Annotated in this window: 16 protein-coding genes; 6 read left to right on the top strand and 10 right to left on the bottom strand. The window is 48.0% G+C overall.

What is annotated here, in order from left to right:
* Nucleotides 1–21: 21 nt before the first annotated feature.
* Nucleotides 22–2,070 (bottom strand): polyphosphate kinase 1, encoded by a 2,049-nt coding sequence (gene ppk1 / locus AC5JBY_RS08120; RefSeq protein WP_495904068.1) that lies wholly within the window; start codon nt 2,068–2,070, stop codon nt 22–24.
* A 170-nt stretch (nt 2,071–2,240) separates the two neighbouring features.
* Nucleotides 2,241–3,110: a helix-turn-helix transcriptional regulator gene (locus AC5JBY_RS08115; RefSeq protein WP_495904067.1), complete on the bottom strand. Its 870-nt coding sequence runs from the start codon at nt 3,108–3,110 to the stop codon at nt 2,241–2,243.
* Between the two features lie 139 nt (nt 3,111–3,249).
* On the opposite strand from AC5JBY_RS08115, the gene AC5JBY_RS08110 reads away from it, so the two are divergent.
* The gene (locus AC5JBY_RS08110) at nt 3,250–4,044 is read left to right on the top strand and encodes a HipA family kinase (protein ID WP_495904066.1); all 795 of its coding nucleotides are present in this window, start codon (nt 3,250–3,252) and stop codon (nt 4,042–4,044) included.
* On the top strand, nt 4,022–4,405 hold the full coding sequence (locus AC5JBY_RS08105; protein ID WP_495904065.1) for a DUF3037 domain-containing protein: 384 nt from the start codon (nt 4,022–4,024) through the stop codon (nt 4,403–4,405). Before AC5JBY_RS08110 ends, AC5JBY_RS08105 begins: the two co-directional genes overlap by 23 nt.
* Nucleotides 4,406–4,819: 414 nt before the next feature.
* Here AC5JBY_RS08105 and AC5JBY_RS08100 read toward each other — a convergent pair whose 3' ends face one another.
* The 5 genes from AC5JBY_RS08100 to AC5JBY_RS08080 form a co-directional block, all read right to left on the bottom strand.
* Nucleotides 4,820–5,701, bottom strand: a complete 882-nt coding sequence (locus AC5JBY_RS08100; RefSeq protein ID WP_495904064.1) for an FHA domain-containing protein — start codon at nt 5,699–5,701, stop codon at nt 4,820–4,822.
* A gap of 45 nt (nt 5,702–5,746) precedes the next feature.
* Nucleotides 5,747–9,820: an FtsW/RodA/SpoVE family cell cycle protein gene (locus AC5JBY_RS08095; protein ID WP_495904063.1), complete on the bottom strand. Its 4,074-nt coding sequence runs from the start codon at nt 9,818–9,820 to the stop codon at nt 5,747–5,749.
* Between the two features lie 15 nt (nt 9,821–9,835).
* Nucleotides 9,836–11,599 carry a serine/threonine protein kinase gene (locus tag AC5JBY_RS08090; RefSeq protein ID WP_495904062.1) on the bottom strand — a complete coding sequence of 588 codons (1,764 nt, stop codon included), beginning with the start codon at nt 11,597–11,599 and terminating at the stop codon, nt 9,836–9,838.
* 2 nt (nt 11,600–11,601) lie between these two features.
* Nucleotides 11,602–13,065, bottom strand: coding sequence for a PP2C family protein-serine/threonine phosphatase (locus tag AC5JBY_RS08085; RefSeq protein ID WP_495904061.1), 1,464 nt, complete (start codon nt 13,063–13,065; stop codon nt 11,602–11,604).
* A gap of 86 nt (nt 13,066–13,151) precedes the next feature.
* Entirely contained in the window at nt 13,152–14,117 is a 966-nt protein-coding gene (locus AC5JBY_RS08080; protein ID WP_495904060.1) for an FHA domain-containing protein, read from the bottom strand.
* Nucleotides 14,118–14,615: 498 nt separating this feature from the next.
* Between AC5JBY_RS08080 and AC5JBY_RS08075 the strand changes: the two genes are divergently transcribed.
* On the top strand, nt 14,616–15,335 hold the full coding sequence (locus tag AC5JBY_RS08075; protein ID WP_495904059.1) for a DUF92 domain-containing protein: 720 nt from the start codon (nt 14,616–14,618) through the stop codon (nt 15,333–15,335).
* Between the two features lie 3 nt (nt 15,336–15,338).
* Here AC5JBY_RS08075 and AC5JBY_RS08070 read toward each other — a convergent pair whose 3' ends face one another.
* Complete coding sequence (locus tag AC5JBY_RS08070) at nt 15,339–16,016, bottom strand: START domain-containing protein (RefSeq protein WP_495904058.1); 678 nt, start codon at nt 16,014–16,016, stop codon at nt 15,339–15,341.
* A 120-nt stretch (nt 16,017–16,136) separates the two neighbouring features.
* Between AC5JBY_RS08070 and AC5JBY_RS08065 the strand changes: the two genes are divergently transcribed.
* The 3 genes from AC5JBY_RS08065 to AC5JBY_RS08055 all read left to right on the top strand — a co-directional run bounded on the left by AC5JBY_RS08065 (nt 16,137) and on the right by AC5JBY_RS08055 (nt 19,516).
* Nucleotides 16,137–17,339, top strand: a complete 1,203-nt coding sequence (locus AC5JBY_RS08065; protein WP_495904057.1) for a multiheme c-type cytochrome — start codon at nt 16,137–16,139, stop codon at nt 17,337–17,339.
* Between the two features lie 78 nt (nt 17,340–17,417).
* The gene (locus AC5JBY_RS08060; RefSeq protein WP_495904056.1) at nt 17,418–18,323 is read left to right on the top strand and encodes a class I SAM-dependent methyltransferase; all 906 of its coding nucleotides are present in this window, start codon (nt 17,418–17,420) and stop codon (nt 18,321–18,323) included.
* A 47-nt stretch (nt 18,324–18,370) separates the two neighbouring features.
* Nucleotides 18,371–19,516: an FAD-dependent oxidoreductase gene (locus tag AC5JBY_RS08055; RefSeq protein WP_495904055.1), complete on the top strand. Its 1,146-nt coding sequence runs from the start codon at nt 18,371–18,373 to the stop codon at nt 19,514–19,516.
* On the opposite strand, the gene AC5JBY_RS08050 is transcribed toward AC5JBY_RS08055, so the two are convergent.
* Entirely contained in the window at nt 19,470–20,231 is a 762-nt protein-coding gene (locus tag AC5JBY_RS08050) for a carbon-nitrogen hydrolase family protein (RefSeq protein ID WP_495904054.1), read from the bottom strand. The two genes, AC5JBY_RS08055 and AC5JBY_RS08050, sit on opposite strands and share 47 nt — an antisense overlap.
* A gap of 71 nt (nt 20,232–20,302) precedes the next feature.
* Nucleotides 20,303–21,643, bottom strand: a complete 1,341-nt coding sequence (locus tag AC5JBY_RS08045) for a GntP family permease (protein WP_495904053.1) — start codon at nt 21,641–21,643, stop codon at nt 20,303–20,305.
* Between the last annotated feature and the right edge of the window lie 7 nt (nt 21,644–21,650).

The following is a 21,650-nucleotide window of genomic DNA, read 5'->3' as shown; positions in this document are numbered from 1 at the left end:
TTGCCTTCCGGTGTTTTAAAGTTACGCCAGATTGGCTGCTTTCTGTTTAATATATTGGTAGATGGCTTCCTGGGAACGGATGCTTTGTTCTGTGTTTTCTATCGGGTGGTTTTGCAAGCGGCTGTCCAGTTGTACTGCCTGGACTGTATCGCGGAGCTGCAGGTCTATGAGGTCTTTGATTTCCTGCTGTACGGTTTTATCGTATATGGGAAAGCAAACTTCTATGCGCCGATATATGTTGCGGTCCATCCAGTCGGCTGAACCAAGGTATATTTCTTCGTCGCCGCCATTGTGGAAGATGAACACGCGTCCATGTTCCAGGTAGCGGTCTACAATACGCCTCACGGTAATGTTCTCGCTCATTCCTACCACGCCGGGCACCAGGCAACATATGCTTCTTACCAACAACTGGATCTGCACACCTGCCTGGGATGCTTCATACAACTTGCTGATGAGTTTTTTCTCTTCGAGGTTGTTGAGCTTGATAATGATCTTTGTCGGCCTGCCCTGACGTGCCCACGCTATTTCCCGGTCGATCTTATCCATAAATGCCTGCTGCAGGTTGAACTGTGCTACAAACAGGTGGTTGAATTTCATGTTGGTATTGCCTGTCTTCTTACGCTGGCTGAGGTGCACGAACAGTTGTTCCATTTCATTCAGCATGGCATAGTCGGCAGTAAGCAATATATGGTCTGTGTAAAAGCGGGCCGTGCTTTCATTGAGGTTGCCTGTAGCCAACAGTCCTGCATAGTATGTGCCAATTTTATCTTTTCGCTTCACCAGGGCTATTTTGGCATGTACTTTCAATGCGGGGTCTGAATAAATGATCTTTACGCCTGCTTCTTTCATCTTACGCGCCCAGCGGATGTTGTTGGCTTCATCGAACCGGGCTTTCAATTCTACCAGCACCGTTACCTGCTTGCCATTGCGGGCAGCACTGATAAGGGCTTGCACAATCTTTGAATCATCCGCCACCCGGTATAGGGTTACATATATTTCCGACACAGCCGGGTCGATGGCGGCTTCGTTGAAGTACCGGAGTACGGTGTTGTATGACTGGTAGGGCGGATGGATGATTATATCTTTCGCCGCTATTGCTTCAAAGAGGGAGCGGGTTTTGCCCGTGGCTTCCTGGATGCTTGCCGGCCAGGATTCGTATTGTGGCACTTTATTGTTGAGGGGCAACGATGCCAGGTCTTTGAGGTTGTGGTATGCGCCTCCTACCACGATGCCCGCTTTGGCCAAGCCAAACTTATCGATGATCATTTCCAAGCCAGTTGGCGGTATGCCCGGCTGGTACAAGAAGCGGGTGGCAAAACCGTAATCGCGTTTCATGATCTGCTTCTCTATCTTCTCGGCCATATCTTCTGCAAAGTCATCTTCGAGGCTCAACTCTGCATCGCGGGTGATCTTAAAGTTCCACGCGCCTGCCACCATGGCCTGGCGGAACATGTAGGGCAGGTGTTGTTTGATAATATCTTCGAGGAAAGTTATGTACGTTGTATCGTTTACGGTACTGGACTTAAACCGTGGCAAGGCATCGGATGGGATGTTAATGATCACATACCCTGACTCTTTTCCGGCGTATTGCAACTGTACGACCATGTACAATTTATTGTTGCCGGGGAAGAAGTCGGGCCGGATGCTGGCCAGGTTGACGGGCTGTAAAAATGCCAGCACCTGTGTAAAGAAGTATTCGGTAAGTCCCGGCATGATCTCCTCCGGGATGGGCTGGTTGTACAACAGCCTGATTCCCTTCTGTTCCAGCAAAGGGGTAATGCCGGCAATGGTTTTGCCAAACAGTTCCTGCTGGCGGTGTATGATGGCTTTTGCCTCTTCCAACGCGCCAGTATAGATTGTATCTTTCCCGGTTTTGGTCTTGTTGATCTTTTGTAATGCCATCAGGGCCGGCATCCGGACGCGGTAAAACTCATCGAGGTTGGAGGAATAGATGGAAAGGAATTTGATCCTTTCGCCTAATGGCACTGTGTCTCTTCCCGCCTCCATTAATACCCGTTCATTGAAAGAAAGCCAACTGATATCTCTGCTAAAGAAATCCGGTGTCTGCATAGCCTTACAAGTTACCTATTTACTTACAAAGCTATAGTACTAACCGGTAACTACCATTGACAAACAGAGGCAAGTTTTGTATATTTTACGGGAGAGGTGAGTGAGAACAATTGGGCTAAAGCCCAGAGAAGAGACTGTACTGTAGCCCCGGCCCTAAAGGACCGGGCAATTCACCGGGAAGTGAGCTCTTTGCGAAAGTCGGAGAAGCTGGTGCCGGAAACGTTCTTGAAGAATTTACTGAAATGGGCCACGTCATCGAAGCCGAGGTGCCAGGCTATTTCTTTCATGCTGATGTCGGAATAAGCGGCCTGCCGCTTCGCTTCCAATACGATGCGCTGCTGTATGTGATGACTGGCAGGGAATCCCGATACTTTCTTAACTACTTCATTGAGGTAATTGGGCGTAACGGCCAACTGGTCGGCATAGTCGGCCACCATTTTTTTGGTGGTAAACTGTTGCTCGAGCAGGGTCAGGAATTTCCGGGCCAGCTCGATGTTCCTGGGTTGTTGTGCATGTGGGTCGGCTCCTTCAAACTGACGGGTAAGGTAGATCAGGAATATTTTAAGGAAGCCTCTCAATATTTCGGACCTCAGCAGGAAGAAGTTGGCGTATTCTTTCATCATCTTCTCTACTACGCCGCCCATATCGTCGGCCATCTCTGCCGACACTTTGATGACCGGTGAATGGGAAAAGGTATAAAAGAGGCCTGTATTGAACAGGAGGTTGAAGTTGTCTTCTCCCAAGTTGAGGAACTCGGCGGTAAAGGATATTACATATCCTTCGGGGATACCTTCTGGCTTGAGCAGGTGGATTTGTCCGGGTGTGAGGCAGTAGACCGTATCATCTTCAAGATCGTATTTGTCTACGTCTATGAAATGAACGCCGGAGCCTTTTTTGATCCATATGATCACGAAATAGCTATGGCGGTGGGGTGTTTCATTCTGGTGAAACCTGTTTTGTGCTATCCATTCCATGGTATGGATCTCAAATGGAACATTCGCCACCCCTTTCCCTATTTCCAATAACGGTGTTACCGCCATGAACGCCGATTTAGGGGTTGAAATTAGGAAGAAGCATACAGAATTCAGCATACAGTATTCAGAATACAGAATTTGGAGTTAATTTGAGGCGTTGTTTTGAACTGTAAATTGTTGTTTCGTAAACAGTGGTCTATTCTTTATGGTCAATATTCCGGTTCTCAGAACGGTTCAGGTGATACGGTATGTCACTCCCTTGCGGGAAGGTGGTTCTTTGCCGGCTATCGCGGAGGCTGATGATGAGTTTTTGTATGTGCTCAAATTCCGTGGGGCAGGTCAAGGGGTCAAGGCATTGATCGCAGAACTGATCGGCGGTGAAATTGCGCGGCTGCTGGGCTTAAAGATCCCTGAGATTGTTTTTGCCCAGCTCGACTCTGCCTTTGGCCGTACAGAGCCCGATGAAGAAATTCAAGACTTGCTGAAAGCCAGTGTAGGCCTCAACCTCGGGCTTCATTATTTGTCGGGCTCTATTACTTATGACCCCGCTGTTATGAAATTGCCTTCGAGGCTGGCCTCGCAGATCGTTTGGCTCGATTGTCTGCTAACGAATGTTGACCGCACTGCCCGCAATACCAATATGCTGGTGTGGAATAAAGAGTTGTGGCTGATCGATCATGGTGCTTCGCTGTATTTTCATCATTCCTGGTCCAACTGGGAAGAGCAGGCTAAACGTCCTTTTACACCTATCAAGGATCATGTGTTGTTGCCACAGGCCAGTGAGCTGGAAGCTGTTGATGCAGCTTATGCGCCACTGCTGACGGAAGAACGTATCCGGCACATCGTTGGTCTGGTGCCTGATGAATGGCTTATCTATAACGTTACTGATGAGTCTGCCGCTGACCGCCGGGAAGTGTATGTGAACTTTTTATTAACCCGTATTGCGTCCTCTCAAACTTTTGTAAAAGAAGCTCAACATGCAAGATCATCTCTTATTTGAGTATGCGGTGATCCGCGTGGTGCCCCGGGTTGAACGGGAGGAGTTCCTCAATGTGGGGGTTGTGCTCTTTTGCAAGCGTCCTCCTTTTCTGCAAATGCGTTATGCTTTGGACATCGGTCGTTTACAGGCTTTTTGTCCCAAGCTGGATGTGGAAGAGGTCAAAGCTTATCTATGCGCTTTCGATCATATCTGCCAAGGGCTTGCTGAAGGCGGCCCTATTGCCAAACTGGATGTGCCCTCGCGCTTTCGCTGGCTAACTGCTACGCGCAGTACTATTGTGCAATGTTCGAAAGTGCATCCGGGATTTTGTACTGATCCGGTGGCAACGCTGGAGAAGCTACACGAAAGATTGGTGTTGTAGGAATTGGGCTAAAGCCCAAGAGAGAGCGATTTCTGATCCCGGCCCTAAAGGGCCGGGCAATACGAATACAGCAGCGTATTGATTTCACAAACAGTTTGAGGCAATATAATGGAGGCTGTTTTTGGTGAAAACTGCTCGTTTTTTTCAAGTACGCTATTTATATGCACTATCCCAGGAGTATCTATGGAGTATCTACGGAGCATCCATGCTCTATCCTGCCTCTATCTCGCTATTACCTGGTCTGCTTTAGTTGCCATTCTGTCAAGTCCGGTACAATCTATGCTTGATAGATATCTGTTTCACGCCCTTCTGTCAGATCAGGACAAACGTAATTAATAAAAGTGGTGTAATAAAATGCGGGTGTCCGGTTTTGGACGTTTTGGCCAAACTGGCCGAATTGTCCGTTTTGTCCTTTTAATTTTTCTTGAATCGCAGGATTGCTTCTCCGCCCAGCTCTATCTGGTCGCCTTCCTGGAGTTGGTGGGCAATGCCGTACATGTTGAGGGTTTTTATTTTATCATCGACCGTATGTACTTTGATCTTGTTGCCACTGTCGGGCAGGCCTCCTTTGTCGGGATAGAGTAAGAATTTATCGGTTTTGGGATCGTAGACGATGTAGGCATGGTTGCGGCTCACGTGGAGGTTGGCACGGCCGGCCACTTCATCAAATCCTGGCTCCCCTACTGCGAGGAATACTATATCATTCAATTGCACCTTACCGGTTGACAATTGTGGTGTTTTGCTTCTGCCGATATTGAACCTCAGTTGTGTATGTGGATCGAGGATGTATTCGAATTGCTCTGCCTGTCCTACCAATACCTGCAGGCAGGCTGTTGAAAATTTCTCTACTACCCGGTCTCCTGCCCTGATCACTTTCAAACCAAAGTTTCCCTGCTGTATGCATCCTTCGGGCAATTCGTCTTTCAGCAACTGGTATTCAAAGAACCAATCGGGTTCCAATTGTATAAAATGGTTGAGGAGTTTTCTTTCCAACTGTTCTGTTTTGAACATGCCAGGCTTATCGGTATACAGTGCAATGCGTGCGGCTTCTTCCTGTTCCTGATCGGCACAAACCATGTAGAAGCGCAGGCCAGCTACCGACATGCTTTTTTCATCCACATAAGGATTCAACGCCTGTATAATGAACTTAATGATGGCATCTCGCTTCATGGGTGTAGCCGGCACGAATGAAATGGGCTTCTCCTCACGTACAGTTGTGGATTGCTCGACTGTTGTTGTTTCTTCTTCGTCTACGAGCCCAAAGCTTTTCTTCAGTTTGTTGATCAAGTTTTTCATTGTTCAATTTTTTGGTCCAACTGTATTTTGTTTATCACGGCTTTGTTAATAGGAGCTTATGTAAGCTCTTCGTTGTAATATTTTGGCTATCGTGTTTCCTAATAGTACCGCGTTGGCAGAGCTTTGCCCGCTTTCGATACGTATGCATGTGACGGTGGTGGATGTGCCGTCGGCTCTGGGCGCAAAGAATACGTACCAGCCATCCTGTGCCAGTTCTCCTTTCACGATGCGTTCGGGTGTACCTGTTTTACCTGCTACGCGTGTGTCTTTGATCTTCAGTTTTCCTGGTGTGCTGGACTGGTCGATCATGTATCGTTTGAGCAATCCAGCGTACGCTGTGTCTTTGGCTATTTTAACTCCTTCCTTCGATGGTTCTTTTTGTCCGGCCTCCTGTAATACATAGCGTGATGGCTGCATGATGCCGTTGTTGGCAATGCCGCCAGCCATCCTCGCCATGGATGCAGGCGTGGCCGTCAATACGCTTTGTCCCCAGGCTATGCCTGAGAAATCGCTGCGGTACCGTTTGGTGGTGCCTGTGTATTTAGGATTGTTGTATTGCTTGTGGTCGTTGTTGAGCACTGTATTTCTCCAGGCTGCGAGGTTGCCGGACCGCTTCAGCTGATCGTTGCCATATATATAGTTGTAGCCGCCCCGTTGTTCAAGGTTCATACCTGTAGCGAGGTATAGGTTCGCCATTTCTTCTTCGAGGTAATTTTCGTTGGCCATGCGGATGAAGTAGATGTTGCTGGAGTTTACGATGGCTTCGTGCATATCTACAAATGGCACTTTGGGTATGAATGGTTCTTGTTCTTTTTTATTGTCGCGGAATATTTCCGGGCGGTATATGTCGGTATATTTTACTTCTGTTGCCGCCATGCCCATTTTGTTTAACGCGGCCATAGCCGTCAATATCTTGGCTGTAGAGCCGGGGGCTGTGGCATAGGTCATGCCCAGGTCTCTTTCAGTAACGGGCATTTCGAGCCGGTTGCGTTCTCTATCGGGGAGTTCCATGAGTTCGGGTGACTGCAAATTGGCTAAGGGATATAGTGCCGAAGCCAACACATCGCCGGAAGAAGCATCGAGCACCACTACAGAGATGCGTTTATTGTTAAAGAGGCTATGGCTCAGTGAATCTTGTATTTCTACCTGCAGGGCTGCATCAAGGGTCAGGTGTATATTTCGGTCTTTGTCTGTTATCTTCCGAATGGCAGTAGAATTACTATCGATGCCCTCTTTGAGGCCATCTACAAGCGCAGTATAGTCATAGCGCGACATCGCCACTGTTTTGTAGAATGGCTTGGTGAAGCGATCGGGTTGGTAAAGTGTATATACTGAATCCTGCAGCTCACGGGTGACACCAAATCCACGCAGGGCTGTGAGGTGTTTCGATTCTGCAAAATATCCGTTGGCTTGTCCCCAGAACAGACGGGTGTTGTAATCGCCCGTCCAGAAAAAAAGTTGTTCTTCGAAGGGGTAGTATCTTCTTACGCGTTTGTGCATCAGTTCCCGCAGCTCTGCACCGGTGAGCCCCGCCTTTTGGAGTGAATCAATATTCTGCTGTATGTCGATGGCATCACTGGTTGCCACTACAAGTCCATTGCGGTCGTACACGTTTCCGGCTGCTAACAGGCGCATCAGTTTATCGATGCGTGGGTTGTAGCTGTATATTGGCACGCCGTTGCGCATCACCACCCGTGCCTGTTTTACGATGTACTCATCCCGATCGACGACCTGCACAAAGAATAGTTTCGTTGCCAATACTATAATACCTACCAGGAAGAAGGCTATGCCGGTTGTCAATACCGGATCGTAACTCTTTTGTACTTTTTCTCGCTGCACTTCCTGTCCTTCGCGGGCTGAGATGCCCGCTACGATACCCAGGGCAGCCAGGTTGATGATGAGTGATATTTTTCCGTAACTGAGGAATGGTACTGCCACACCAGTAAGTGGCAGCAAGCCGATAGAACCACCCGCTATGATCAGTAATTGTATGCCGATAGTGATGGCAATACCTGCACAGAGGTAAAAGGTAAAGGGTTGTCCTGAACGACGGGCATGCAGGAAGGTGCGATGAATGAGTATGCCGAATAACAACAGCACGGCCACAAGGCCCAACCATCCCATTTCTTCACCAATGCTCGGTAGAATCATATCCGTGTGTGCTGCCGGCATCGTATTGGGGAATCCGCGGCCAATGCCTTGTCCGGACAATCCGCCTGAAGATAGTGTCCAATAGCTGTGGGCCAGGTGATCGCCTCCAAACACATCGTTATTCCACTGGCTTAGCCACATAGCTTTGCGATCGGCTAAGCGCTCTCCAATGCCGGGTACCTGATCGCCAAATGCAAAGGCAGCGATAACCATAATCACGATGACCGGTGCATCGGCAATGGCTGCGAAAGCGCCATACCATTTGCTGCTGCGCAGGTGTCCCTGTACCAATGATGCAATCAATACCAATAGTAATGCTGCTACAGTAGCCATCCAACCCGGCAACTGCCATAGCAGTATGGCGTAGGTCAATGCCGACAGCACCGTGAACAGCAGGTTGCCGCGGGCAATGCTGTAAAAGAACAGGAAGGTGAAGCATACTACTAATGCCGGCCCCATATCACCCATGAACAGATAAAGAGCCAAGATGGCGCCTATGCCGAGGAACACGCCCCAGTTGATGTAAAAACGCGAACGTATGTCGGTGAAGTTTCGAATGTGTTCTTCGTTGGCAGCGAAAAATGCTGCAAGAAAAAACAGCAGCAGGTATTTAGTGATCTCGCTTGGCTGGAAGGTCAATCCTCCCAGCTGTAGGTTCACTTTTACGCCGCTGCCTTCAGGCCCTGTTCCTATCAATACAGTGGCCACTGCCAGCAACAAAGCCATCGTCAGCCAGGTCCATCCTTTTTGCTGGTATGTGTTCCTATTCTTAAAGTTGAACAGGCCATCGAACCACCAGCGTGTATAGAGTTTTCCTATGTTAATGCTGCTTAGTATCGTATATGCTGCTAATCCAGCTACTATGCCCTGGAGTGTTTGGAAGGCATGCAGGGAATCTGTAAGCGGGTTTTGAATGCTGAAGAGTGTGATCACCGATATGCCGCTTAATAGCAGGAGCACCGGCAGCAGAAAAACGTCGGGGCGTTTTTTTCGAACTGATGTGATGAGGTGGGCTATGAAGAAGGCTAATATGAGGCCGCCTGCTATAATCTGGAAGCTCGTTTTAAAATCTTCCGGTGTCCGCACGATCAACACGCCATCTTCTTTCAGCTGCCCATACACAAGAGAACCGATGAGCCTTATTTTATGGGGCTTTGCTGCGAAGGTGTATGTTGTTTTTTGGGTTAATCTGCTAATGCCTTTACGGCTGCCGAATTCGTATCCCGGTTTCATGGGCAGTACGCTGTAGCCAGAATCTCGTATCAATCCCTTGAAGGTAAATTCGCCTTTTGCATTGGTACGTGTGTATCCCATTACCGGTGCAAGTGAATCTTCTTCGAGGGAAGGGATGTGTTGTCTCAATTGTACCAGCACTCCTTCCATGGGCTGATCTTTGTACAGGACCCGCCCCGTCATTTCCTGATCTCCCGTGGCGGCTCGTTGTCCTTCGACGTGCGGTGCACCGTACACCTGCTCACCTGTAGACGACGAACCTCCAAACAACCCACTGCTGACGGGGCTGGTGAGTTCCTGTACGTATAAAGCAGAATCGAACCCAAGTCTTTGTCGTGACGCTCTTAGTCTGTCGCGAAATTCCACTCCTCCCATATGCGGCTCCCATGCCAGCGGAGCGGTAATGGCGTAAGCGCTTTTGTTGAGTGCGCCGAGGTTATCGGGCTCACCAATGGTCATCAATTTAGCTGCCAGTGAATCGGCCAGCAGGTTTACATCGCGCTGGTCGGTATAATAGTTTCCATCGGCTATTACTTTTTTCAGTACGTCTTTATTGATCAGCTGTTCCAGTTTCAGGGCGCGGCCTTCGCGCAGGGCTGCCGCTGTTTTTTCCAGTTGGGGCGTAAGTGCTCTGTACAGGTTGAAAAAGAGAAACAGCAGGATCAATGCCGAGCCTGTGAGGAGGAGCCAACCTTCTTTTGCTGAATTACCTGTATTTTTTTCGCGTTGGGGCATGTGTTCCTGGTTCTTTTATTGGTTGCCTTTTACAATGAACTGGTCGAAGGATACGGTTTGGGCGCCATCGACGCGCAATCCGAAATAGTTGCCGTATCCTCCGGGGAAGCCCATTATCTTTTCCAACTGATCGTTGATGTAGAAGCGTAGTAATCCGCCTTGCTTTTCAACGGTCAGCATGTTCATTCCTGCATCCGGGTGGATATTGGCTGATGGTGTCCAATCGACTAATACTTTCCATTCATCCTGTATCAGTGTTCCTATTGAAAAGTACCCGTTGGAGGTGATGTAAAAAACGAAGTAGGAATCCTGTTCCTGATCGCCACAAAAGTTGATACCAAACGGATCGCCGCCGCCCTTGCCCCAGTGTGTAGCATTGGCGGATATGGCGAAGTCTTTTTCTATATCCAGGTTGAACTTTATAGCGCTGGAATAGCTAAGGCTATCTGCTAATCCTTTCATCACATACTTACCGTCTTTGTAATTAAACTCGCTTGTTTCATCGCGGCCTATATCCCATACCGTATCGCGTTCATCGCTAAAATCATTGTAGTAGTATCCATTGTTCAGGTCTACTGTTGTTGCTTTGGGCTGTATTCTTTCCGGTACTTCTGTTTCAGTGGATGTTATTGTGAGCTCTGATGATTGTATAGGGGTAATGGGGTACTTCCTGGTTTTTGATGGCAACTGGTATTTTACTTCCCGTACATGGGAAGGATTCAGATCCGGCGACTTTATTTCTGCCGCTTCTGCTTTAGACTTCATGAGCGTGGTCCAGGAGAAGAATATTGCTACTCCGATCAGGAGGAATACAAACGCAAAGAATGTGATACCACTTTTTTTACGGGGTGCTTGTTGGGGTGTTGTTACTGTCGCCTCATACTTCATTGTTCTGCCCTGTGTAGCAGGTGGCGCGATGCTTGTTCCTCGCAAATCTTCGATGGCTGCCATCTTCAGCAGGTGACGTACACGTACCGGATCGGACAAGCGATGTGTGCCCTGCTTTGTCAGTAATTCTTCCAGCAGCATCATGAGGCTGGGTGGCAACGTGCGGTGGGCAGGCAGGCGCGGGGCAGGTACCGGTGATGCAATGACCCGATTGATGTGCATCAGGAGGTCATTCTGCTCATATTCAAATGGCACAAAGCCTGTGAGGCATTCGTATAAAACTACGCCCAATGAGTAAAAATCTGTAGGTGTCGATACGTTTTTAGACTGGTTAAATTGTTCGGGGGAAGCATAATCATAGGTGAGCATGGATGCTCCCGTTACCGTAATTGTTTCGGACTGCTCTCTCAGTTTAGCGATGCCAAAATCTGTGAGCAAGAATTGTATCTCTCCCGAAGGCAACTTGCGGTACATAATATTTTCCGGCTTCACATCGCGGTGCACCACTGCTTTTGCATGGATGGCATCGAGCGCTTCGGTCATGTGGTGCGCCAACCTGATGACGGTTGGGATATCGAGTGTTTGATGTATCCTCAACAGGCTGCGCAGGTCGCCGCCTTCTACCAGTTGCATTACAATGTATGGCAACTCTGCATCGAGGTGTACCTCCTGTATCTTTACTATGTAATCATGCTGGATAGACTTCATGATCTCCGACTCACGCTGGAAGCGGCGCAGGGTGTCGGGGTCGGTATTGAATGCAAAGTGTTTGATGGCGACCAGCTCTCCTGTGTGGATGCTTCTTCCTTTCAATACCCGTGCATTGCCCCGGCCCAGCTCTCCCAGGATCTCGTATCCTTTGAAATACTCTCTAAAAATCGAAGTGGCCATGGTTATCGCTTGACGTTGTTCATAATCAATAGGGAGGTATGGCTGCTGTCGGTTTTCACAAGATTGTTGAATGGATATTTGATGTTGTCGAACACAAGGTTCTCTGTTTTGAGTAGTACGGGTACTTGTACTTTGATGCCGGTCTCAAAATCTTTTATGCGGAGGTCTTTTATGAGCAGGGTGTCTCCAGGCTCGGCTGAATGTTTGTCGATGCTGATGGCGGCAAATTTTGTGTTATTCTTTTTCGCCGGCATGATAACTACTGTTTTGCCTACACTGTCAGCGTATTGTTTTAGTCGCTCCCAGCTTTGGGTAGTGGTAATGCGTAAGGTGTCTGTCTTTTCCACTACAACAGGCCCGGGCACAGCGGGATGGCTTACTCTTGACGAAGCAGGTGTAGCCCGAACGCTGTCGACCTTAATTACGGCTGATGGCAGTATCGCGATCTTGCCGGGTGGTGAAAAATACCAGCCTGCGGCAGCCACCAGGAGTATAACGAGTATAATCCATAGGATCTTTGGTGGAGCATAGGAAGTGCGAGAAGAATCGGCAGTCGGCAGTCGTGAATCGGCAGTGGATGACTCAGGGTTAGCAGTTGAATGTTCTGTGTTCTGCATCGTGAGCTGAGCATCTGATTCTACTTTTGCTACGGGTAATGGTGTACCGTTTTGCGGAATAACTGGTGTGGCAGGGTTTGACTTCTTCTTTGTAGTCGTCTGTTTGTTTTTCAGCAAGACCACGGTGATGTTGTCGTTGCCGCCCATTTCGTTGGCGAGGGCGATAAGGCTATTGACTTTGCTGGTCAATGGTTGCCCCGTCGACAACAGGGTGGTCATTTGTTGCATGGTGATCATGTCGGTTAGGCCATCACTGCATAATAGCAACTGGTCGTCCGGCAGCAGGTCATCGCTGCCATAGTCCATAAAGTCCTCATCATCGAGCCGATGTGTAGCTGATCCTACCTCCCGCAATATCTGGTTGCGGTGGGGATGGTGCATGGCTTCCAGCTCTGTCATTTCTCCGGCATCTTCGCGAATGCCAACGAAGGAATGGTCTCTCGTCAATTTCTGCAACCTGCCTTCCCTGAAACGATACAAACGCGTATCGCCAACGTGGGCAAAGTAAATGGTTTGTGCCGCTGCATCGGCCACCACTGCTGTGAGCACGCAACACATTTCGCTGATGTGCTGGTCTTTTTTTCTTTCTTCTACTATACGGTTGTTGGCAAAAATTACCGCCTCGCGCAGCATCGTAAGAGTATCGCCCTTAGGCTCCTGCATGTATTGTTCTATACTGTCGCGGGCAATGGCCGCAGCCCTATCGCCTCCCATGTATCCTCCTACTCCATCTATCACGGCCAGCAAGGCTTTATCGGCAGTCCATAGCTGCCGGGCTATCCAAGCGTCTTCGTTTTCTTTTCGACGCCTGCCTGGATCGGTATTGCCGCTGATTATCAGATTCTTCATTTATCGGGGCAGGTTTTTAAAGTGCCGCGTTAATAAAATAATTACAAACAACAGTAGTACCGTGGTAGTGATTACGGTTGTCATATTTATTGTTGCTGTTTAAATTCAAGGGTAACTATTCCGTTCAACATGATCTGGCTCTGGGGCTCAAGGTCGAACCAGCGTGGGCTGGAGGCATCGCTCCTCGCGATGACTGCTTCGTTGACCCTGGTTTCATTGGAACTGAATGCCGCTATCTGAAATTTCCCGGTGGTCTCATTCAACCGGATGCGGGCGTGGGGGTTGGATACGTAGCTGGACTCTATCAGCAGGTAGTTGCTGTAGCCCTGGTTCTCGGGTTCTTTACGGGCTATCACTATTTCCGTATCTCTCATAATGTAGTGATCGCCTTTGTTCTTATCGCCCATGAAATATTCTATTCTGGCGTAGCCATTGTCCATGTTACGCGCCTGCTTCAACGTTACGCCTCCTCCCAACGTGAGATCGTTGGTGAACTTGACCGTAAAGCTGCCGCTCTCCGCAAAGTGGATATGTCGCAATACTTCCAGGTTGATGTCCATTTTATCGAATACGTTGGTGGCTTTCGATTTCATAGTCACTTTGGCCGTATGACGCCGTTCGCCTCCCATGCTGCCGGTCTTGATGCCGGTGAGCATGCCAATCACTTTCATATCGTAGGGACCAAGGCGCTCATTGTTGAAATCGGATGCAGGTCCAAACCTGAACTGCCAATGTGAGGATACCGGAGAGAGGTCTTCGTAGTTCTTCTTGTATTGCTGGAGTTTTTTGTAAAACATCTTCACTGCTTCTTTTACTACTACCGGAAAGGAGGGCAGTCTTTGTTCGTACACATCGGGGTGTAGTATCACCAGGTAGTGCATGTTGAACACCAGGCTTGCGCCTACTGATTCGGTCCTGCACGAATCGTCGAAGCAGTCGAGTAGTTCCTTCAGGATGTCATTGTTGGTGACGGGCACTGGTTCATCCTTCGTGCTTTCGGGGATCAACCAATTTTTCACGGCACCGAAAAAATTGCCTGGTCTCTTATTCATATTAAGCCGGTTGTGCATTCAAAAAATACAGGAAGGGTTGTTCTTAATAAATGTAGAAGATTTTGTTGCTGCTGAATGATAAAGAAAACCTAAAGCAGCTATCTGGTGCAGCTTTTATGAATTCATTAAGAGAAGGTTACAAAAAATGGTGCATTACTTTTTGCGGTCGCAAAAACGAGGGGTGGCCGGAATTTATTGCCCATAGGAAATGTTAAAATGAGAAGTTGACAAGTTGATAGGTTGAAAAGGGATGGCGGTGAGTGTGTTTCCTGACGAGATTTACGCGGCTCCTAAAGGCTGAACTGTTCAGGCGTATCCCAAGCTCATCTATTTCAACAAATCCGATAGGGGTGGTCACTTTGCTGCATGGGAGTAATCTCAGGCTTTTACCTCGGAAATACACGCAGCTTTCAAAGCTCTTCGTTGATTTCATATATCTATCTTTTCTTTTTGGGGACGTGACATAGGTTACGTCCTCTTTTTATTTAGTTTCGTCCGGTGGATATTTTATTGCTAACCCCGATCGATTTTGTTGTTACCGGTATTGTGTTAACCGGTATGATCCTGAGCGTAAAGGCCGGCAAGCTAACCGTTCCGGCTGCGCTGACGGGTGGCTTGACCGGCTTTGCCGTTTATGCCGGTGGTGACCTTATAGGATTCCTGTCGCTGGTTGCTTTTTTTGTTTTGGGTGTTCTCGCTACTTCGCACAAGAAATCTATCAAGGCCAGCATTCGTGCTGCCGGTCCACATTCGGAAAAAAGGAATACCGGTCAGGTGCTCGCCAATGGTGGCGTTGCTGCCTTGTGTGGCATCCTGGCCGTAACAGATGAAGCGAATGAGCAACTATATGTTTTGATGCTTGCTGCCAGTCTTGCTTCTGCCACTGCCGATACGCTTTCTTCGGAACTGGGAATGGTGTACGGTCGTAAGTTTTACAATGTGCTCTCGTTCAAGAAGGATCAACAGGGAATGGATGGTGTGGTGAGTATCGAAGGCACGCTGCTTGGCATAGCAGGCGCCGCCTTCATCGCCGTGATCTACTCTTTGTTCGCCGGTTTTGGTTATTACTTTTGGTTGATCATTCTTGCCAGCACTGTCGGTAATCTCGCAGATTCTGTTTTGGGTGCTGCGCTGGAGCGCAGACGTTTTATTGGTAATGACTTCGTTAACTTTCTCAATACGCTTTGTGCTGCTTTGCTGGCACTGTTACTCTATTAACGCTCATTGTTTTTCCAGGATATCTCTGAAGGTCGTCATTGTGGAAACAAGGTTGTTTCTTACTATTGGGTCTGCTATCCAGCGGGGCACTTTTTTGTTGCGGCTGGTCGATACGATGTACGTAATTCTAATAGTACCATTCTGCGCGTCTTCCAACTGCCATCTTCCTTTAGTGCCGGCGATGCGGGTAACTGACGACGTAACCGGGAACTGGTTGCTGATGGTGCTTTCAAAACTTATGGTACCAGCCCGCGGATTACAGGCGTCCTTACTTACCCGGTATGACAGGCAGCAATCCTGATCGCCCATGGGCCATGGTATATTATACCGGATATAAGTGATCCAATTAGTACGGACGCCTGTCGTTATCACGTTGTAGTCGCGGGCATTGGTATTCCATTGTTTTCCTTTTGTCTGATCTGTCAACAGGTTAACTACTGATTCCACATCTGTACGGGCTGTGAACACGGCTTTCACTTCTCTTATCTTTTCGCCTTCCGACCCTGTGATCCATCGTTCGTACAGGGTTACTCCATTTTCCTGTTTTACCTGTTTAAAGTCTCCCTCTCCGCTTATCCCTGCTATTGTTGTCTGCATCAGCATCACCAGCAGGCATCCAATGATCTGTATCTTTTTCATGGTATACTTTTTCTGTATGGCTGTTGTTGCTTGCTGTTTCACGATGCAAATGTGTATTTTGTATTTCGCCTGAGCGACCTTTTTCTGCCGACCTGTAGATTAAGTCCGCTGAGTTGTCGAAAAGGACATGGAATCAGTATATTTAAATTTCATCTCCTCATTATGAACAAACGGCTGCTGTATGTATTCTGCTTTATTGTAGTGTGTATTATTTTCTTTTCGCAGTGCGTTAATAATCAGCAGCCAGCATCGGATATCAGGGGTAACCAGTTTGCAGGGCCTACCTCTTGCGCCAGTTGCCACAAGGCTGTTTACGACTCATACATTTCTACCGCTCATTTCAACACTTCTCATCCGGGCAACGCTCAATCGGTGAAAGGAGGTTTTGCCGCACCTGGTAATGTATTCACTTATAGTTCAGCTCATAAGGTTGTTATGGAAGACCGTTCCGACGGGCTTTTTCAATCGAGCTATGCAAATGGTGAACTGCGTGAGAGTCATCCTTTCGATATTGTCATTGGATCGGGGCGTAAGGCTCAAACTTATTTGTACTGGAAGCAAGGGCAGTATTTTCAATTGCCTGTTTCTTATTTTGTGCCCGCCCATGGCTGGGCCAATAGTCCTGGCTTTCCTGCTACGCATCCCAAGTTCGACCGCGTAATTCCCAGTACTTGTTTTGGTTGTCATAGTTCTATGGTAGGAGTGAAAGCGCTACAAACACAAGGTGTAACTGCTACCGAGGTATTTGAACAAAACAAGGTCGTGTATGGCATCGACTGTGAACGCTGTCATGGTCCTGCAGCTCAACATGTAACTTTTCATACGGAGCATCCTCAGGAAAAGAAGGCCATGTATATTACCAAGATCGATTCGCTGGGCAACGAGGCAAAGCTGGACATGTGTGCTATTTGTCACTCGGGATTAAAGGCTCCTCAGCAACCGGCTTTTGGTTTTAAACCGGGTGACAAGCTTACTGATTACTATTATCCCGATTTTACCAGGAGCACCAAAGCGAGTGAGATAGACGTGCATGGCAATCAATATCAATTGTTCACTGCCAGTGCCTGTTTCCGGAAAAGCAAGGGCATGAACTGTTCTTCCTGTCACAATCCGCATATTACGGAAAGGGATAATTTACAGGTGCTGTCTCAACGCTGTATGAACTGTCATACTGAAGCTGGTCATAATTTTTGTAAGCTGACTTCCTTACCTGTTGCCACGCTCTCTCAAAATTGTATCGACTGCCATATGCCAGCTCTTCCTTCCAATAAGATCGCCTTACTGACCAATGGTCAGAGTAGCCCTACGCCTGATTCTATACGTACGCATTTGATCATGGTGTATCCGGAGAAATCCATTAAGTAGATCCCTCCATCCGTTAAGTGGCGGTATAAATGGCAGTAGCGGCAGGCGATCTTTACGGCTCATTAAAATGTTTGCCGTATGCTTACCGCTAATGTTCAATTATCTCAGCCTATTACTTTTCTGCAAAGGATCATTCGTCAAGGTGGACCTGAAACGAATGAATATGATCAACTTGCGCAAATTGCCGACGAATTACATACCGCACATAAGGCAGGTCATTTCAGTGATATCGACCTACAGATCTTACTGCAAAGTTTTAGCCAGGAATGCCTCGATACAACCTTGCATGGTCATTCGATCAGCAGACCTTATGGTTATGCCGGTGACTTTATGATCATCGATAAGATTTATCGGGAGTATGTTACTCCAGATGAGCGTTTTGCCAAATGGGACCTTTTGTGGCATAGCCAGGCTGCCTGCCAGGCTGTACGTAACCGTAAATTTTATTTTAAGGAGTTAATGCTCGATCGCCTTGCCGGTAAACCCACCTTTAGCTTACTAAATGTTGCCAGCGGCCCAGCCCGTGACCTGGCTGAGTTGTATCCGTTGATCGAACCCGGCATTCTCGACACTACCTGTATTGAAGCTGATGACCGGGCCATCTGTTATGCCAAAGAGTTGAATAAAGCAAACCTCGACAGTATCCGGTTCATTCAAAAGAATATATTCCGGTATGAAGCCGCTGCTCAATATGATATGGTGTGGAGTGCGGGGCTGTTTGACTATTTTACCGACCCTGTTTTTGTGAAAATACTGCGCCGGTTCATCAACTGGACCTTGCCTGGTGGCGAGATCATTATCGGTAATTTCAATTCCGAAAATCCCAGCCGTTCTTTCATGGAGCTTTTCGGCGATTGGTATCTGCATCATCGTTCTGCCGACCAGCTAACGGAACTGGCACTGGAAGCGGGTATTCCTAAAAGAAATATCAGCGTGGAGCAGGAATCTGCGGGCGTCAATTTATTTTTGCATGTAAGGGTGTAGCCTGGCGTTTGCCGGCTTACCCTGCTACCCGGAGGAGGGAATTTTACATGCCTGCATCTTTTACGATCATCGGCGGTGGTATTGCCGGTCTTTCTACCGCTATTGCTTTACAACGCGCCGGTATTGAATCGACCATTTTTGAAGCTGCTCCTGCTATCCATGCTATCGGCGCCGGCCTGGCGCTTAGCGCCAATGCACTGAAGGCTTTCAAACGCCTGGATATGATGGAGGCGGTGACTGAGCAGGGTCGTCTACTGGATCTCTTTACTGTTTATGATCAGCATGGAAAACCCATTACCCGGGTGGACAGTAAAGTGCTTGGTGAAAAGTATGGCATTGGTAATTTAACGATCCATCGGGCTGCTTTGCATGCGCTTTTGCAGTCGGAGATTGACCCGTCTTTTATTCATCTCAATAAGCGTTTAACTTCTCTCGATCAACAAACTGACCAGGTTGTGCTTTCTTTCGATGATGGCTCCACCCATGCGACTAATTTCCTTATAGCCGCTGATGGTGTGCATTCTGCTGTACGCAGTTCTTTGCTACCGGACGCTCAACCACGGTATGCCGGTTATACCTGTTGGCGGGCCGTGATCGATAACTCTGGTCTTCAGCTTAGTGAAACTTCTGAAACCTGGGGCCAACAGGGCCGCTTCGGTATCACTCCGCTGGCCGACAATAAAATTTACTGGTATGCCTGCATCAATGGCCCGCAAAATGATCCGCGCTTCAGGCAATACAAGGTAGCAGATCTGTTAAAGCACTTTGGCGGGTTTCATGCGCCTATTCCTGTCATTCTTCAACAAACGAAAGACGAAGACCTCATTTGGAATGATATCATTGACCTGAAACCGTTGCGGCATTTTGCCTATGGTAATATTGTGCTGACAGGGGATGCTGCTCACGCCACTACACCAAATATGGGACAGGGGGGCTGTCAGGCTATTGAAGATGCCGTAGTACTGGCCGATGAGTTGCGTGGCGCCACTGATATACCCGCTGCTTTCAGGCGTTTTGAACAAAGGCGGCTTAAGCGAACGCATGCTATTGTAAATACTTCCCGGATCGTTGGCAGGGTTGCTCAATGGGAAAACAAATGGCTGATAGGGATACGCGACTTTATGTTCAGGCGAATACCGCGCAGTGTCAATGAACGGCAGATGAAGTCTTTGTTTGAGGTGGATTTTGAATAGCAATTACTTCCTGTGTCTCTGTATCAATGATCAATATGCCTTCGTGGGTATCGTCCAGTTGTGCTAATAATTCTCCGTTGCTATTCCAGATAGCAGATTTACCGGCGCCTATAAAGTTATCGCTTGGCCCCAGGCTATTGGCTATTAACACTGTCATTGCGTATTTACGGGCAGTATCTGCCAATATCTTATTGGCCTTTTCCATTCCACTGTCTGTTTTGGCTACACTGGCAATGTATATGTTGGCGCCGTGCTTATAGGCATATTCCGGATGTTCGGGTACTGACAGTTCATAACAAATAGCGGGTGCAATGGTATTGCTATGCGCATTAAGGAATACCTGCCCCTGTCCATTTACAAAATAGGGGAACTCATCTTCGTGCAAGTGTTGCTTGGAATAGGTTTGCCGGGGCTGGTGAGGCTGGAAGATGATCATACTGATCGTTATTCCTGCAGTCTGTTTCAAAGGCATCCCTACTCCAATGATAATATTGTTGTTATCACTTAGTTGTTGAAAATCTTGCAGTCGGTTGTCGTCCTGGTTTGTTGCGAGGTTTTTTGCCAGTTCTGGCTCGTAGCCCGTAACAGATAATTCAGGAAAGACGATCATGTCTGCACTATTGTCAATGGCCAACGCGATCAACCTTTTGTGTACTTCAACATTTTGGAGAATATCGCCTTTTACTGGTTTTGTTTGTGCTACGCAGATTTTCATTATTACAATTTAGCACGTTTCCGCGATTTTTCATGTACATAAAAATCATATCCCGTAACAACGTAGTCTGATTATCCTAATAACATAAAGAGCACCCAAATGAACAGTTGTACTGTCAGTCCCATCAACAAGGTGGCGACGCTGTATACTTTGAGCGTAGCGGCTGTTTCGAGGTTGGAGAAGCGGCTGATGACCCAGAAGTAGGCATCGTTGGCATGGCTTACTACCATGCTGCCGGCGCCCATACTTAATATGGTTAATGTCAATGCCGTGGGCGACTGCAATCCCAGGTTGGCCAATAGTGGCGTGATCAACGATGCCGCCGTGATCACTGCTACGGTAGAGGAGCCCTGGGCCGTTTTGAGGATAGCAGCCATCAGGAAGGGAAAGAAGATGCCGAGTGATAATCCTCCAAGTAGGTCGCCTAAATTTTTTCCCATGCCTGTAGCCTGCAGCATTTCGCCAAACATGCCTCCTGCTGCAATGATGGCGAGTATCATGCCTGCTTTCTCCACACCTGCGGTGAGCCAGTGGGACCATTCTTTCCTGTCTTCTTTTTGTATAAGGGTAAGCGACACCACAATACCGATCGCCAGGGCTATTACCGGGTCTCCGGCAAACGCCAGTATCTGCAAAGCGATGTTACGTGTTGCTTCCTGTGTTGATATAAAAAGTAGCAATATTGATTTGGCTGCAATCAAAGCAATAGGCAGTATAACCGGCAAAAAGGAACGACCTGCCGGTGGTATCTTCTTTGCGATCGTTTCATTTGTTGCCGACTCTATGTAATCGTGGTCCACCTTTTTGCCACGCCACACGCTCCATATATATCCTACCAGCGTGGCGGGGATAGACAAGGCTATTCCCCACAGCATTACCATTCCCAGATCGCCTCCTGCCGTGCCCACTGCTGCCGTGATGCCGGGATGGGGCGGCACCAGGCAATGAACGGCATATAATGAGGTAGCCAATACCGCCGCCATTACCGGCATACGGTAATGTGTTTTCTTCACCAGTGAGTGGTTCAATCCACTCAAGATGATGAAGCCGCTGTCACAGAATATGGGCAGCCCGATAATAAATCCTGTTATAGCTATCGCTGCCGGTGCATTGCTTTCTTTTACGATCCTCAATATGGCATTGGCCATGCTGATGGTAGCTCCTGTCTTTTCCAGTATGACGCCAAGCGTGGTCCCAAACAAAATGAGCAGTCCGATCTTCTCCATTGTGTGACCGAATCCTGCTTTGAGTATAGTGGCTATATTTCCCAAAGGCATGCCGCTTAAGAGTCCTACTCCCAATGCAGCCAACAACAAGGCAAAGAATGCGTTGACCTTCTTGTGCGCCGTGATCCAGATAATGAATATTATACTGGCAACAAGTAATAGCAGCAGATACCAGGTTGTTGTCATCTATGCA

The sequence above is a fragment of the Paraflavitalea sp. genome (genome assembly GCF_059502485.1).
This window is presented reverse-complemented; position numbering and strand designations above follow the sequence as displayed.